This window comes from Alteromonas sp. K632G, from assembly GCF_017653625.1.
GTDB classification, from domain to species: domain Bacteria; phylum Pseudomonadota; class Gammaproteobacteria; order Enterobacterales; family Alteromonadaceae; genus Alteromonas; species Alteromonas naphthalenivorans.
Map to the genome: position 1 here is coordinate 35,693 of NZ_JAGGDM010000025.1, position 14,931 is coordinate 50,623.

Below are 14,931 nucleotides of genomic sequence, written 5' to 3' on the forward strand. Positions count from 1 at the left end.
TGTTGTAATAGTGTTGATGATTTACTGACGAAGTAACCATTTTAAAATAGGACGCAAAAAGCCTTTATCGTACGGCGGCGCAGTGAATTTTCCAGGATAAAATTTGCCACGTTTCAGCACTGTTTTCGCCTTGCTCATCGCTTTAAAACCTTCATGACCGTGATAGTGACCAATACCAGAATCACCAACACCGCCAAAAGGTACATCGTCACAAAGTGCATGTGAGACAACTTCATTAATACTCACACCACCCGAATGTGTATGATTTAAAATGTAGTCTTGTGTAGTTTTATCAAAGCTCATGATATAAAGACCAAGCGGACGACCACCTTGATTAATATAACTAACAGCTTCTTCTACTGATTTATAGCCTTTAATTGGTAAAATTGGACCAAAAATTTCTTCCTGCATCACAATCATATCTTCAGTAGCATTCAACACTAAATGCGTCGGCATCATACGAGTTTTTGGATCTGGTTCCTGACCGTTAGCAGATATTACTGTTGCTCCTTTGGCTTTGGCATCAGATAGTATTTCTTGTAAACGTTGAAAATGACGTTCAGAGTGAACACTTGAATGATCTGTTGTAGAGCTAAACGCAGGAAACATCTCTTTGAAACGCTTACAGTATGCATCTACTACAGCTTGCTCTTTACCTTCAGGACATAATATATAATCTGGTGATAAACAAATTTGACCTGAATTAGCACATTTACCATAGATAAATCGACTTACAGCATCGTCAATGTCCATATCTGGACAAACAATCACTGGACACTTACCACCTAACTCTAAAGTTACCGGTACTAAGTTTGCAGAAGCTGCGCGCATAACATGGCGACCTACTGCTGTTGAGCCAGTAAACATTAAATGGTTAAACGGTAATGCAGAAAAGCGAGCAGATGCCTCTGCTTCTCCATCAAAAATTGACACTAGTGAATCATCAAACGCTTCGGCAATAATTTTCTTAGCGACTTTGTTAGTTTCAGGGTTGAACTCAGACATTTTTATCATGGCAGAGTTGCCGGCAGCAAGCGCGGTAACCAAGGGACCAAAAGTAACAATTATAGGGCCATTCCACGCACCAATAATGCCAACTACACCAACTGGTTGATACATTAATTCAACCTTTGCAGGTCGCACTAATAAGTCCGTATGGCGAGTTTCAGTTTTCATCCACTTTTTAAGGCGCTTAACGCAGTAATCAATGTTATTAATGTTAGGTAAAACATCTAACAACAAAGTTTCTTCAGGGCTTCGGCGACCAAAGTCTTTATTTAGTGACTCAATCAACTCATCTTGGTGGGCTAATAAAGACTTCCTTAAACGCTTTAATCGTGCAATACGCTCATCTGCTGAAGGCATAGGATTTGCTAAATAAGCTTGCTGCTGTTTTTTCAGCTGCAATGCAAATTCACAAGCTTGATCTTCAACTACCACTTGCTCTTGGGCTGACATAATATCTCTCCCCTAAACCTTAGCCAACGGCTCTGTCTGAGTTTTCCCAATACTTTTTACGTACATCTTTCCTTAACACCTTACCAACGACAGTAAGTGGTAATTGGTCAACAATTACTATTGATTTTGGTGACTTATAACTACCTAATGACTCTTTAACAAAAGCAATTAGCTCTTGCTCTGACACCTGTTCACCTTCTCTTAGCATAACCTCGGCATGAACAGCCTCACCCCATTCTTCATGAGGAATGCCAACAACTGCTGACATAAAAATTGCGTTATGAGCATTAATTGCCGCTTCAACTTCAGTGGCATAAATATTGAAGCCACCAGAAATGATCATATCTTTTTTACGATCTACTAAGTAAATATAGCCATTTTCATCTTTATAGCCCATATCACCTGATTTCCAATAGCCGTCATAAAACTCTTCTGCTGTTTTTTCAGGGTTGTCTAAGTAGCCTAAACAAACACCACGAGAGCGTAGCCAAAACTCACCTATTTCTCCTCTTTTTACGGGCTCGCCATCATCGTCCATAATTTCAACTTCAACACCAGCAGTTACACGACCTGCTGAAGACAAGTGCTTATCGTCACCATTTTCACATAAATGATCAGATTTACTTAATGAAAGCGCGATAGCAAAATGCTCAGTTGAGCCATAAGCCTGAATAAAAATATTACCGAATTTTTTCTGTAACAGTTTTAGTTTTGCAGGGCTCATCGGCGCAGCGCCATAATACATATTTTGCATGGTTGAAAAGTCAACATCTTGCACTTCTGGGATCTCAAGCATACGATAAAGTATAGTTGGTACAAGAAAAGCGTGAGTTGATTTTTCTGTCTCAATGGTTTGACAATATTTCACCAAATCAGGTTCATTTAAAGTAATGTTACAACCACCACTAAAGAATGTAGGCACTAAGAACATACCACTACCATGACTAATTGGCGCAATATGTTGCATTCTAGTATTGGTATCAAAGCAAGCTTCATCTAACGCATACAAAGTATCGCGTAAACCTAGCCAATTATCAGCACAATACACCGCTGGCTTACCTTTACCTGTCGTACCACCTGTAAAACGAATGATAGATTGATGCTCTCTATCATCAATCTCCATATTTGGATTTTCATCAGATACCTGCGCTAACAGATCCCATAAATAAAACAGGTTGTCATTACCTTCAAACTCAGAAGGAATTGGATCCATACAAACCACTTTAATGCCATGCCCAATTAGCATTTCTAAGTGCGTTGCTAAGTGCATATTCTCTATAAATACAACTTTAGGTTTAGAATATTCTATTTGCCATTCATGCTCAGCAATAGCATCGCGTGAGTTAGTAAAAGCCCCAGTAAAATGTGATTTAAAAATAGTAGGGAAATGAAATAACGCCATGTTGTCGTTATCTAAAATATTAACAAAGCGATCATTTCTTTCCATGCCAAACGTCGTCGAAAGCATGTTCACTATTTTATTAGTTACTAAATGAAATTCTCGATAAGTAAAACGGCGGTCACGTTCTACGTTAACTATTGCTTCCAAGTCTCCCCATTTATCAACAATACTTTGGAATTGGCTGCTAAAATTAACTTTCATCTCTAACTCTCTTAATAATTATAATGTTCTAATTTCATGACTATAAGTAAACTGTCTTTGAGCTCAATTATCAGGTCAAAATTGGCAAACATGCAGTTAAGTATTTACTCTAAAGTAGGCATCTTTTAATACAAAAGAACAAATACAAGAAGATGTAGAATTTTAAAAGGAATAAAAAGAGGCTAAAAGCGAGGACATTCCAAGTCAATTAGCCTACAGAGGAGAAATGCACTTACCAGTGCGAGGTTAAGTATTCGTATTTACTTGTTCAGCGAATTTAAAATTTCTGCTGTATGTTGCCCAACGTTAGGAATTTCACCAATACAAGGCTGGCTAACACTAAACTTAGGCGCAGGTGTTGGCTGTAAATATTGACCTTCACCTGTATAACAGCCACGCGCCTTAATATGCTCATGCTCAGCTGCTTCTGGAATAGATAAAACAGGTGCATAACAAGCATCAGTTCCTTCTAAAATATCGTTGCATTGTGCTTGAGTTTTACTTGCAAAAAATGCCGCCATTTTTGCTCTTGCTTGAGGCCACAACTTTTTATTGTTCTGCTGAGCAAAGTCATCATCATCAGCAAAGCCACACAATGTAACTAATTCTTTATAAAAATTAGGCTCTAACGCTTGAACTGAAACATATTTCCCGTCAGCACATTGATAAGTATTGCACCAATGAGATCCTGCGCCGAAAAAGTCTTGCCCTTTTTCTTCACGTAGCAACCCCTGCGCCCTAATACTGGTTAACAACCCCATGCTATAAATGGTGCCGTCACAAATAGCTGCATCAATCACCTGCCCTTGGCCAGTGTTTTGTGCATATAAAAGCGCTGAAGTTATACCAATGACCAATGGTAAGGTGCCACCACCAATATCGCCCACTAAGGTTGGTGTTGGATATGGTGCATCGTCAGGTAAACCGCCATAATGCAAGGCTCCAGTAATTGATACATAGTTGATGTCATGGCCAGCATTTTTTGCTAAAGGTCCTGTTTGCCCCCAACCAGTCATACGACCATATACGAGTTTTGGGTTGCGCTGATGACAAACCTCCGGTCCAAGCCCCAACTTTTCAGTAATGCCTGGGCGAAACCCTTCAATTAACACGTCTGATTGCTCAACAAGCTTCAATACTGTTTCAACATCATCAGGATTTTTTAAGTCTAGTGCAATCGACTTTTTACCACGCTTAAAAAATGAAGCATCTTTATTGCTATCTAAATCAATACCAGCGTTAGGGTTAGCCGTTTTACGTTCAATTAAAATAACCTCAGCCCCAAAGTCAGCTAGTATCATACCAGCTGCCGGACATGGCCCTAAGCCAGCCAACTCAACAACTTTTATACCGTTTAGTGGTCCCATTTCATTTTCTCCACGTTATAATACCAATTAAATTAAATATTTGATCATTCAGCGAGAGTTAAAAGGCTTAGAGGCAAGGCATTGGTTGCAGGTAATGGTTATTCCCTTATCAAAATCAATAACGCAAGCATATAAGCCTTTTAAACTCGCCCTTCGGGAGCTTGTCAGGAGAGTAATAACTTTACAAATTGCTTTAGTGGAGAATGCTACACCTGCATCAATTTGCTTTGTTCTAACTCCCCTGACACAGCTCTGAACTGACTAAATATTTAATGCAATTGGTATAAAAGCACCTTAAAGGTGCTTTAATAACTTATTAAGAACTTACTTAGCTTGCATCACTGTAGCGCCATCTAATCGGACAATACGACCATTCATATAGCCATTTTCAAATAAGAAAGAACAAGTATGTGCAAACTCTTCCATTTCACCCATACGTTTAGGCGCTTCACACATTTCTACAAGTGAATTAACCACTTTTTCACCTAGCGACTTAACCATAGGCGTACCAAATAAACCTGGTGCAATTGAATTTACACGAATACCGTAACGGGCTAATTCTCGTGCAGCTGGAATATTCATACCATTAACTCCGGCTTTTGAACCTGAATATGCACTTTGACCAATTTGCCCTTCAAAAGCTGCCCCCGATGAAATGTTTATAATCACTCCTCGTTCACCTTTTTCGTCTGGCTCATTCTTTGCCATTTGTTCAGCACATTTAGCCATCACATTAAATACACCACATAAATTAACGTTAATTACCGTAGCGTATTTTTTTAGGCTTGAAGCAATACCTTCTTTATCTAAAATTTTACACGGTAGTGGAATACCAGCCGCATTAACGTCACCGTGAATTGCACCGAACTTATCCATTACAGCAGCAATCGCAGCATCTATACTTTCTTCACTTGTTACATCAGTTTGGCAAAAGATAGCCTTATCTTCCCCAAGCTCAGCCACGGTCGCATTGCCTGCGTCTTCATTTAGGTCAAACAAGGCAACTTTAGCGCCCTTTTCTGCTACTAAATATTCTGCTGTCGCTTTACCTAAGCCAGAAGCGCCACCTGTTATAACAACAACTTTATCTTGCAAATTCATGAACTTTCTCTCAAATTTTTATACACATGCTGGTTAACTTGCAGTAACCAACGATAGAATTATTTAAATGCTTGAATACCTGTTAACAAGCGAGCAATTAACAACTGCTGAATTTCTGTAGTCCCATCAGGAATTGGTCCAACAATCGCTTCACGAGCTAAACGTTCAACAATAAATTCTTTAGTAACACCATTACCACCGTGTATTTGCACAGCATCACGACAAGCAGTAACCGCTATTTCAGTACCGTACCATTTCGCCATTGAGCACTCTTTGTCACAACGAATACCATTATCAATCATGTCAGCAGCACGTAAAGTTAATAGTCGAGCCGCATCAATTTCAGTTGCCATTTTAGCAATTTTAAGTGCAATTAGCTGGTGACCCGCAATCTGTTTGCCATGCTGTGTACGCTCTTGACTATATTTAACAGATTCTTCCAGCGCACGACGAGCAATTGAATAACCCCAAGCCGCCATATGACAACGAGCACGTTCAAACGTTACCAATGTATTTTTTAATCCATCACCTTCTTTGCCAACCGTATTCGCTACAGGCACACGAACATCAGCAAGGAAAATTTGAGAAGTTGACTGGCTGTTTAACGCCATTTTTTCAATTCCCTTAACTTCTAAACCTGGTGTGTCGGCAGGAATAGCAATATGCGTTAATTCACCTTCGCCTGTTTTACAGGTACAAACGAATATATCCATATGTTCGCCATTTGAAATCCAAGTTTTTTCGCCATTAATAACCCACTCATCGCCATCTTTTACCGCACGAGTTTTAACAGCAGCTACATCTGAACCCACATCTGGTTCAGAAATACCAATAGAAATAAACTTCTCACCCGAAATTAAACCTGGTACATACTCATCAATGATATGTTGAGGAGCATTATTAATTAACAAATCAATACCTGCTACGTTAATTAACCCAGTAAGCGCGAGATCTAATGAACCTACCGCAACTTCTTCCCAAATTAAAAGATGCGTTTTCCAGTCCATTCCATAGCCACCACTTTCTTCTGGGTGTGGAGCACTGATATAGCCAAATTCAGATAATTTACTGCTCCACTTTACCAATTGTTCTTTGCTAAAGTGGCTTTCACCGTGAGCTCTAATTTCTGGTTCAATCTCGTTTTGTACGAATTTACGAACCGACTCAACGGCCATTTCTTGTTCTTCAGTCATTTGGAAGTTCATTATTTATTCCTCATTACATTAATCTTTTACAAGGTCGATACTAGCCACTTAATAAAATTAAGCTTTTGCTAAAATGTTAATTGACACAGCGCCTTCTTCAATACCTACTAACCCACCGCTGTTTTCATGTACCGCATGTTTAGCACCAACAACCTGACGAGCACCGGCTTCACCACGAAGTTGAACAACAAGCTCATGAATTTGACCAAGCCCTGTCGCACCTAGCGGATGACCTTTAGACTCTAAGCCACCTGATGGGTTAATTGGAATGCGGCCTCCAATTGTAAAGTCACCATTTTCTGCAGCTGGTCCAGCTTCACCAAAACCAACTAAACCAAGGTTTTCAGCATGTAAAATTTCACCCATTGCTGTTGCATCATGAACTTCAGCCACGTCCATATCTTGTGGACCAACACCCGCTATTTCATAGGCTTCTTTTGCCGCTAAATGCTCACAGTGCTGATCCCACTGATCAGCTGGTCGGCTAGTAGCGCTGCGAATAACAGCAGCAAGTACTCGAACAGCGCGCTTTTCGGCATTTAATTTTTTCAGCCCTTCTTCATTACAAACCACAACCGCTGCCGCACCGTCTGAAATAGGTGCACACATAGGTAAAGTTAAAGGGTAAGTAATTGGTGGAGCTGCCATTACTTCATCAATCGTATAAGGGTCTCTAAATTGCGACAATTCATTATGAACTGAGTGCTGGTGGTTCTTAGCGCTCACTGCCGCTATTTGTCTTTGAGTTGTACCAAATGTTTTCATATGGTTACGACAAAAAGCTGCATATACATCCATAAACACACTATAAGGGCGCTCTGAGGTTGTACCTGGTGGCACTTCAAAACCTTCAGCAGGCTTTAATAAAGTTTTAAGGTTTTGCTCTGGATTGCTCACATCCCATGCACCATCAAATACAGAGAACATCTTAGCTTTGTCGGCTACATTCATCTTCTCTGCGCCAACAACTAGTGCAATATCACATGCACCTGATTTAAGCATTTGGTTGGCTAGATAAAAACCTGAACTACCTGAAGCACAAGCATTCTCAACATTAAAGATAGGGATACCTTCAATACCATTTTTACTTAAGTAAACTTGTCCGGGTACCATACCCTGACCATGTAAATGGCCTTGAGTACAGCCAGTGAAAAATGCCGTTCCAATTTCGTCTTTATCACAACCAGCATCAGCAAGTGCTTTTTCAATTGCTTCGCCAGTCAAACTTTCTAATGTACGTTCGATGTGTCGACCAAACTTAGTCATGCCAACACCTGCGATATAAATATTACTCATGTTCTTGGTTCCTATTATTAGCTTAATTAAGCAACTCTTGCTATTTGCCGATAAATTGCGGTTTACGTTTTTCAGAAAACGCAGTTAAGCCTTCGGTAAAGTCGTATGAACGCATATGCTTTCTTAACAATACTTGCTCATGCTCTAATGCTGCATCTCTCGATTTATCTAAAGCTTGATTAGCCACTTCTTTCATACGACGAAGTGCAATTGGGCTTTTTGAGGCAATTTTGAGTGCAAGTTTTTGTGTTTTATCTTGTAGCTCATCATCATTTGTAACTACGTTAACAAAGCCATATGTTTTCATTTCTTGTGCAGATAAAGTTTCACCAGTAAACAATAAATACTTAGCTACATTGTGAGGGATAATTCGAGGTAATAAGGCTGCCCCTCCAGCGCCAGGGTATACGCCAAAGTTCGCGTGAGCATCACCAATGACTGCACTTTCAGCAGCCACCACTATATCTGCACACATAGCTGTTTCTAGACCGCCCGCCATAGTAATACCATTTAACGCTGCAATTACTGGCTTTGGAAAGTCACGTAGTGGATTAAATACGTTTTCACATAATCGATCTAAAAAGTCTTTCTCTCCAGGAGGTAGCTTTTGTGATGCCAATACTTCTTTTAAGTCTGCCCCTGCACAAAAAGCAGCACCAGTGCCAGTAATAACAACGGCTCTAATTTCATCATTATTAGCTATTTCAGGAATATACTTTTCATAAAGTTCAATGATTTCACCATTGATTGCATTCATTCCTTTCGGGCGGTTTAATGTTAACCAGGCAATACCATCTCGGTTTTCAAAAAGTAAGTTTGCTTCACTCATCACTAATTCCTAATTTTTATTTTGTTAGCCATAAACACGCTAAGTCTTGAGATGGTTCTACTCTAAAAAATAAAAACGCAAAAAAAACCAGCCAAAAGTATGGGTTTAGGAAAAAAGTATGGGAATAGTTAGGAAGGTATATTTAGAAAAACAATAAACAGTTTAAAATTCAATATATTAGAGTGAGATTTTAAAATAAACAAGTTTAGAAAATTGGAAGTTTAAGTATGGGCTCCAAACGAAAGCCCATACTATATTTGTTTAATTTTCAGCTTTAGCTTTTCGATATTCACTTGGTGAGTGCCCCGTCCAACGACGAAATGCACGAGAAAAGTTACTAGTATCAGTAAAGCCTAGTTGATAGGTAATTTGACTAATACTCATTGAGTCTTGCTCAATATATTGAATTGCTAATTGTGAGCGTAAGTCGTCTAAAATTTCTTGGTAACTAGTATCGCGTTGTTCTAGTTTGCCATGCATATTCCTCGGGCTCATATTTAATAATGAAGCAATACGCTCTTTATTACATTCCCCAGTAGGCAATAGCTCAATAATTTTAGTTTCAACTTGGCGTACAATATCAGAGCGATCTAAACGTGCTAAATGCTGAATAACAATTTCATCGTTCACTCGCGCCAATTCAGAACTTGCTGCAGGCAGTTGAACAAACATATCTTCTTTAGCAAAATGTATCGCGTTTAATTTGGAAGAAAACTCAACAGGGCATTTAAATGACTGCTCAAATAACTCTGCCCCAATTTCTGGTTTTTCCCTTACGAGTTGAACTTTTAAAGGGTTAAAGTTAGGGCGGAAAATATGTCGACACATTTGAACAATAGCCATTAACCAGCCTTCAATAGTTTCATCACAAGTTACTGTATTGATAATTTCAATATCCAACACATAATCATCTTTTGTTTCAGTTAACGTATGAATGCCGTTATCACTAAGTAAGCGGAAATAGCGTACTATGCGTTGGCAAAAGTCATTTAAATTGTTACTCGCATATAACGAATAACCAAACGCGTGAAAGCTGCCAGGATGAAAGTTTTTACCAGCTAACAACCCAAAACCTGTTATGCCCGTTGCTTCTACTGCCAGCCTAAAAATTTCCGTAATTTTAACGGTTTCAATACGGTAACTTGGCTCTGATGACGTAACTAAATCAACGCCAGCTTTTTTAAACAAAGCTTGGCTGTCTATCCCTTCAGACTCTAATGCTAACGCAATGGCACTCGCCCAACTGAATATAGTTTTAGGTTCATTATTAGTTGATGTTGTCATAGAAAGTATTAACTCACTAATTTTATTATTATCATTTTTCTATCATAATGATACACGAATAAAACAATGATAGAACCTTTAAATAATTATCATCAAAATGCGTTTAACTAATTTAAAAGTATAATAAAAATTACATTTATCAAGTAACTAAATAGTGACTAAATTTGATATTTATATAGGCCAACACGCAATTTTAATAGAACTGCTGTAATAACAATAGGTTGAGCCAATTTCTAAATGTAATTGGCTTTATGTTGAAGAAGTGAAGAAAAGGAGCTCTAGCTTAAAGAAGGTTGGGTTAATGTAATAGCTAATATCTATAGCCAATACTAAGCATTGGGTATGAGCCGTCATTGTACACATTAAATGTAGCACCAAACGTGTTCTGCGCAACTAAATCAGGACACTTTTCTTAAGGAACTTTGCTCATATTCTATTGGCGACAGATCACCATTAGCGGTATGAAGTCGCTCTAAGTTGTAATAGCGCATATACGCAGTTACATCATTTCTCATATGTTCACGAGTTGGTTGTGGTATTTTCAATAGCCAATCATGTTTTAAGCTGCCGAAGAACCTTTCAACTACCGCATTATCCCAACAAGCACCAACATCACCCATGCTCGCTCTTATACCGAAATTGGCTAGCAATTTACGATAATGCTTACTGGTGTATTGTGAGCCTCTATCCGAGTGAAACACTAAGCCTTTAGGCGGTTGGCGCAAGTTATAAGCCTTCATCATAGCTTTGCTTACTAAGTCAGTCGTCATTCGTTTGTCGATATGCCAACCAACGATGCGGCGTGAATATAAGTCCATAACAATGGCTAAGTACATCCAGCCTTCACCTGTTCTTAAGTAAGTCACATCACCAGCCCAGACCTGATTTGGTGCAACAGGGTTAAAGTTCTGGTTCAACAGGTTATCAGCAACAGCATCACTGTGTTTGCGTTTGGTTGTCACCTTGTATGCCACTCGTTGAGTCACAACTAAGCCAAGTGTTGCCATTAACTTCTGAACGCCATAATCACTGACGTTAAAGCCCTCTCTGCGTAACTTCTTTCTAAGCTCCCGATAACCTAAGCTATTTCTGCTTTTCTCGAAGAAGTGCTTTGCCATTCGATATAAGTTCAGTTGCTCTGCTGTGATGATTTTGACTGGCCGTTTGAGCCAAGCGTAATAAGCACTACGGCTTACTTTCATCACTTTACAGAGCTTAACTACGGGAAATGCCGAAGATAACTGCTTAATCGTTTTAAACGTTACTTGGTTTCCTTTAGCAGGAGGGCGCTGGCCTTTTTTAAAATCTCTTTTTCCATCCTTAGCTCTTTATTTTCCTTACGTAGTTTTAGCAGCTCTGCTCGTTCATCCGCATTTAAACTGGCTCCAGATTGCTCAGCCTCGAATTTAGCTTTCCAGTGATAAAGTAACTTATCTGTGATACCTAAAGACGCTGCTGCTTTTGGTACGCTGTAGCCTTGCTCGGTTACCAATTTGACAGCTTCTTGTTTAAATTCAGCCGTGTAACTTCTGTTTGTTCGTTTTGTCATTTAACACCTCAATAATTGGATTATATTCCATTATTAAAGTGTCCTGTTTGATTAAAGCAGATCAGTTATCTGAACGACCGGTATACGATCAGATAGCTAGTCTACAACGGAGGCTCCTCTAACGTCTGCTATTCGCTCAAAGCGGTCTCAGAAATCGCTTGTCTATATTGCGTTGCACCATCAGATTTATAGCGATGAATTCTTTTTAGCTTAGGCTGGTCGTGGTTACTGAATAGGAGAAAACCATGATTATTGGGTATCAAGTTTTTGAATCATCTGGCCATATCTGGGAACAATATCAGGAGAATTCGGTGTTGAGTGAGGGCCTGGCACTCAAAGTTCATGGGATTGCCAAACAGAGCGAACCCGGGAAGGATTTTTATATCAAGGCTGTACTTCAAGATGAGGTGTCTGATCCTCACTTTTTGCCGAATAGTGATACACCAATTAATTCAGAGAGCGAATTGGGCGCATTGGCCTCAGAGTTCGATGGCGAGGTGATGCTATCTAATCCAACCGATATAGCAACGATGCCGGCAATAGCCGCTGCTCGGCGTCTTACTCAACGCTCTCATTCTACACATACCATAATTGTTCCCGATAATGTTGAGTCTATTTGGTCTGGGGATGGCGCTGGTGAGTGGCTACCGGCCTTGGTATATATCCCTAATATGGAAATTAATCAGCAAGAATTGTGATGTTCGTGAATAATGGGGCAAATGAAAGACTGCCCCGTTATCGAAGGTCCACTAAGGTTGCTATATCAGTTAAAGAGCCAATATATATTTTCCGCTCCTGTTCAGAAAATTGTTTCTCATTACAAATGACAAAGCGATATTCTTGTTGATATTGAAATTTATAGTCTTTGCAAAAAGGCAGATGCTCGCTCTCGATAAGGGTTTTTCCATCAAAATACGGATCGATGTACCTCACGCTCCCTCGCTTTAGTAAGGTATGGTTCGATTGGAATTGCTTTGTGCACACTCGCAATCGGTTATAAAACTCATCTGGTTCATGAATTATGACGACTGCTTCAGCATTCCAATCTGCGATCATTCTATAATTGATGGCATCAGTGAAACAAAGCGTTAAAAAGTCTGGTGACGACACTGTGTATTTGAAACATTTAGCCCCCGATATTTCCGCCTGTTCCTTTTCGCTCAAATAATGAATGAACTGTAGTTGAAGTTCGTCGTCTTTCACAGATAGGTTATCAGAGTGCTTATAGTTTGAAGCACTTTGAAAGAATATGCCGCCGTCTTGGTGAAGCTCATGCATGAATTGGTAGCTACCGAACCGGAACAACTTGTTATCACAATTTTCCTTGAGACAACGATGTATTTTCTGGGCTTTGTATTTCACCGTTTCACTTGGCGCCAACATCGCCGTTGTAGCCTTATCTAGGGGGTATTTAGCTTGGAAATAACCTATTCCCCCTGGGCGAAGTGACATCTCCGCGAGCACATGGCTCAATCTTGCATGCGGATTTAGATCCTCGTTACGAGGTACTACCATACTGACGCTATCAAGCTCGAACGTGTTGTTTAGTAATTGCCATTGACGTTCTGCAAGTTGCTTGTCTGGCACTCCAGACAGATATCTCTTCTTTCGTGAAAGGTAAATCCCTATCACGTCCATCAATGAATTATTGTGTATCAATTCGATGTCCAACTAACGTTTGATGGTGAAGTCTCTCATGCCCAGAGGGCGGCTGTCTCTGCGCTTGATGACGGGTTCTTCTTCAATCAGAGTAAGTAGCCTCTCATGATTGGGATCAGACTTAAACTTGTCGTCATTAATATAACTGTCCAGTTCAGCTTGGGTCGAAAATCGCTCATAATCACAATTATCGCACCTCACATATAGCTCATCTAAATACAGCACGCCGGCATCAGAACAATTCGGACATGCACTGCCAATTTTTGGCATTCTTATCTCCAGCCACGATGGTTCAGATGTTTTCCTCAACAGACTTGCTTGAATGACTGGCTTTCTTAGATTCCATTGCCTCGATTACTCTGACCAAATTTTGATGGCCGGCTGAGCAATAGCTGGCCAGGTATTCTTTCCCTTCAATAATTTTTATTTCAGAGAGACCGATAGGCTGCCTACAGATTCTCCGTGAGGCTGGGAATTTATGTGTACAGATTTGTACTTTTTTCATCTTAGCGCTGCTTCTAGCATAAAAGTATGACCCAACAGTTGCTAAAGTACTGACGCCAGTCATTACTGCCAAAACCGTTTCTACCGGACTGACGCCGGCTGCAACCCATGCTGTTCTTCGAGACCCTGGAGGGGTTACCTCTAATTCCACTCCAGCATATTGACGTTTGGTTAAAGTGCTAAATGAATTGGTTTTATCTTGAATCGAGTTTTTGGGATTTCTAAATGCCTTACGTCGACCGGCTCGATTTATGGCCAACGTTTCATCAAGTGGAAGAAATCCATCTTTTATTTTATACATTTTCAGTTACCATCCCTTAACTTCCCACGTTAATTAACCTTATAAGAATAAATTCTTAGGGTCCAATAAATATCCAACTGTGACAAAAGACGAGAACGATTTACCCGAAGAAAATTGCCAGGTCGTGCTGTATAGCAAATCGCCTACAGCAAGGCTGGACGCGGTATTCAGCAATGGCGTTTTTAAAATTATAGGGCACTGGGCCATAAAAGAATTAAGGCCTGAAGATGTGGAAATATGGGACTACAAAGGACAGGTTGATTAAAAGTTTAGTAATATAAAAGCACTTCAGAAGCAGGACGTCTGGCTTTAGAGGATATCGTCCTGCTCACTTTGAAACGAATTACACGTTTCGCGCTCTTGTATGTGGCCTTTAGTGTTTTGCAATAATGGTTGGACACAAGCACATGGCTAAAATGCGGCCTAATTGAGCTGGAGAGTCTATCAATCTCCATATGTCTTTCTGTTTTAAAGCCTTCAGCTGTATATTGTGTGAAAGTTTGTCCTTGCCCATCTAACGGCAAGTACGGTGGATCTAAATAGCACGACTTCACTCCTGAATACTGAGGTAATTTCATTGTGACCTGTTGGATAAAGTCGACAAAGTCCAATGAGTAAAATTCAGCACTAGCAAACTTTTCTGCGAAATACGTGATTTCAGCAATGGGGAAATACGGATTTTTATAACGTCCCATAGGGGGGTTCTAGGGATTTTCCCCTCTAAAAAGACATAATCCTCTGTAGACCACACCAATAAATGGCTGCGGAGGTGGTT

The 14,931-nt window shown here is 39.8% G+C and carries 14 protein-coding genes; 2 read left to right on the plus strand and 12 right to left on the minus strand.

Going from position 1 to position 14,931, the window contains the following annotated elements; translation table 11 throughout:
- Positions 1 to 21: 21 nt before the first annotated feature.
- The 9 genes from J5X92_RS19320 to J5X92_RS19360 form a co-directional block, all read right to left on the minus strand.
- On the minus strand, positions 22 to 1,458 hold the full coding sequence (locus J5X92_RS19320) for a coniferyl aldehyde dehydrogenase (RefSeq protein WP_008305450.1): 1,437 nt from the start codon (positions 1,456 to 1,458) through the stop codon (positions 22 to 24).
- A 19-nt stretch (positions 1,459 to 1,477) separates the two neighbouring features.
- Complete coding sequence (locus J5X92_RS19325) at positions 1,478 to 3,061, minus strand: AMP-binding protein (RefSeq protein ID WP_008305452.1); 1,584 nt, start codon at positions 3,059 to 3,061, stop codon at positions 1,478 to 1,480.
- A gap of 260 nt (positions 3,062 to 3,321) precedes the next feature.
- Complete coding sequence (locus tag J5X92_RS19330; protein WP_008305453.1) at positions 3,322 to 4,428, minus strand: CaiB/BaiF CoA-transferase family protein; 1,107 nt, start codon at positions 4,426 to 4,428, stop codon at positions 3,322 to 3,324.
- Between the two features lie 324 nt (positions 4,429 to 4,752).
- A complete protein-coding gene (locus J5X92_RS19335; protein ID WP_008305454.1) occupies positions 4,753 to 5,529 on the minus strand; it encodes an SDR family NAD(P)-dependent oxidoreductase in 777 nt (258 codons plus the stop codon).
- Positions 5,530 to 5,588: 59 nt separating this feature from the next.
- Positions 5,589 to 6,734, minus strand: coding sequence for an acyl-CoA dehydrogenase family protein (locus J5X92_RS19340; RefSeq protein ID WP_008305455.1), 1,146 nt, complete (start codon positions 6,732 to 6,734; stop codon positions 5,589 to 5,591).
- Between the two features lie 57 nt (positions 6,735 to 6,791).
- Positions 6,792 to 8,030: a beta-ketoacyl synthase N-terminal-like domain-containing protein gene (locus J5X92_RS19345; protein ID WP_008305456.1), complete on the minus strand. Its 1,239-nt coding sequence runs from the start codon at positions 8,028 to 8,030 to the stop codon at positions 6,792 to 6,794.
- A 40-nt stretch (positions 8,031 to 8,070) separates the two neighbouring features.
- Positions 8,071 to 8,859, minus strand: a complete 789-nt coding sequence (locus J5X92_RS19350) for an enoyl-CoA hydratase/isomerase family protein (protein ID WP_008305457.1) — start codon at positions 8,857 to 8,859, stop codon at positions 8,071 to 8,073.
- A 261-nt stretch (positions 8,860 to 9,120) separates the two neighbouring features.
- Positions 9,121 to 10,143: an AraC family transcriptional regulator gene (locus J5X92_RS19355; protein ID WP_008305458.1), complete on the minus strand. Its 1,023-nt coding sequence runs from the start codon at positions 10,141 to 10,143 to the stop codon at positions 9,121 to 9,123.
- A 398-nt stretch (positions 10,144 to 10,541) separates the two neighbouring features.
- Positions 10,542 to 11,692, minus strand: a protein-coding gene (locus J5X92_RS19360) for an IS3 family transposase (protein ID WP_085929704.1) whose coding sequence is annotated in 2 segments (ribosomal slippage) — positions 10,542 to 11,416 and positions 11,416 to 11,692 — 1,152 coding nt in all. Because the reading frame shifts where the segments join, the coding sequence is not laid out codon by codon here.
- Between the two features lie 311 nt (positions 11,693 to 12,003).
- Here J5X92_RS19360 and J5X92_RS19365 point away from each other — a divergent pair.
- Positions 12,004 to 12,390: a hypothetical protein gene (locus tag J5X92_RS19365; protein WP_187447673.1), complete on the plus strand. Its 387-nt coding sequence runs from the start codon at positions 12,004 to 12,006 to the stop codon at positions 12,388 to 12,390.
- 37 nt (positions 12,391 to 12,427) lie between these two features.
- On the opposite strand, the gene J5X92_RS19370 is transcribed toward J5X92_RS19365, so the two are convergent.
- The 3 genes from J5X92_RS19370 to J5X92_RS19380 are packed head-to-tail and all read right to left on the minus strand — an operon-like array spanning position 12,428 to position 14,156.
- Positions 12,428 to 13,351: a hypothetical protein gene (locus J5X92_RS19370; protein ID WP_187447674.1), complete on the minus strand. Its 924-nt coding sequence runs from the start codon at positions 13,349 to 13,351 to the stop codon at positions 12,428 to 12,430.
- A 12-nt stretch (positions 13,352 to 13,363) separates the two neighbouring features.
- On the minus strand, positions 13,364 to 13,660 hold the full coding sequence (locus tag J5X92_RS19375) for a hypothetical protein (RefSeq protein ID WP_208806326.1): 297 nt from the start codon (positions 13,658 to 13,660) through the stop codon (positions 13,364 to 13,366).
- Entirely contained in the window at positions 13,644 to 14,156 is a 513-nt protein-coding gene (locus J5X92_RS19380) for a hypothetical protein (RefSeq protein ID WP_187447676.1), read from the minus strand. Before J5X92_RS19380 ends, J5X92_RS19375 begins: the two co-directional genes overlap by 17 nt.
- Before the next feature lie 79 nt (positions 14,157 to 14,235).
- Here J5X92_RS19380 and J5X92_RS19385 point away from each other — a divergent pair, with 79 nt between their 5' ends.
- Positions 14,236 to 14,421, plus strand: coding sequence for a hypothetical protein (locus tag J5X92_RS19385; RefSeq protein ID WP_187447677.1), 186 nt, complete (start codon positions 14,236 to 14,238; stop codon positions 14,419 to 14,421).
- The last annotated feature ends 510 nt before the right edge of the window (positions 14,422 to 14,931 follow it).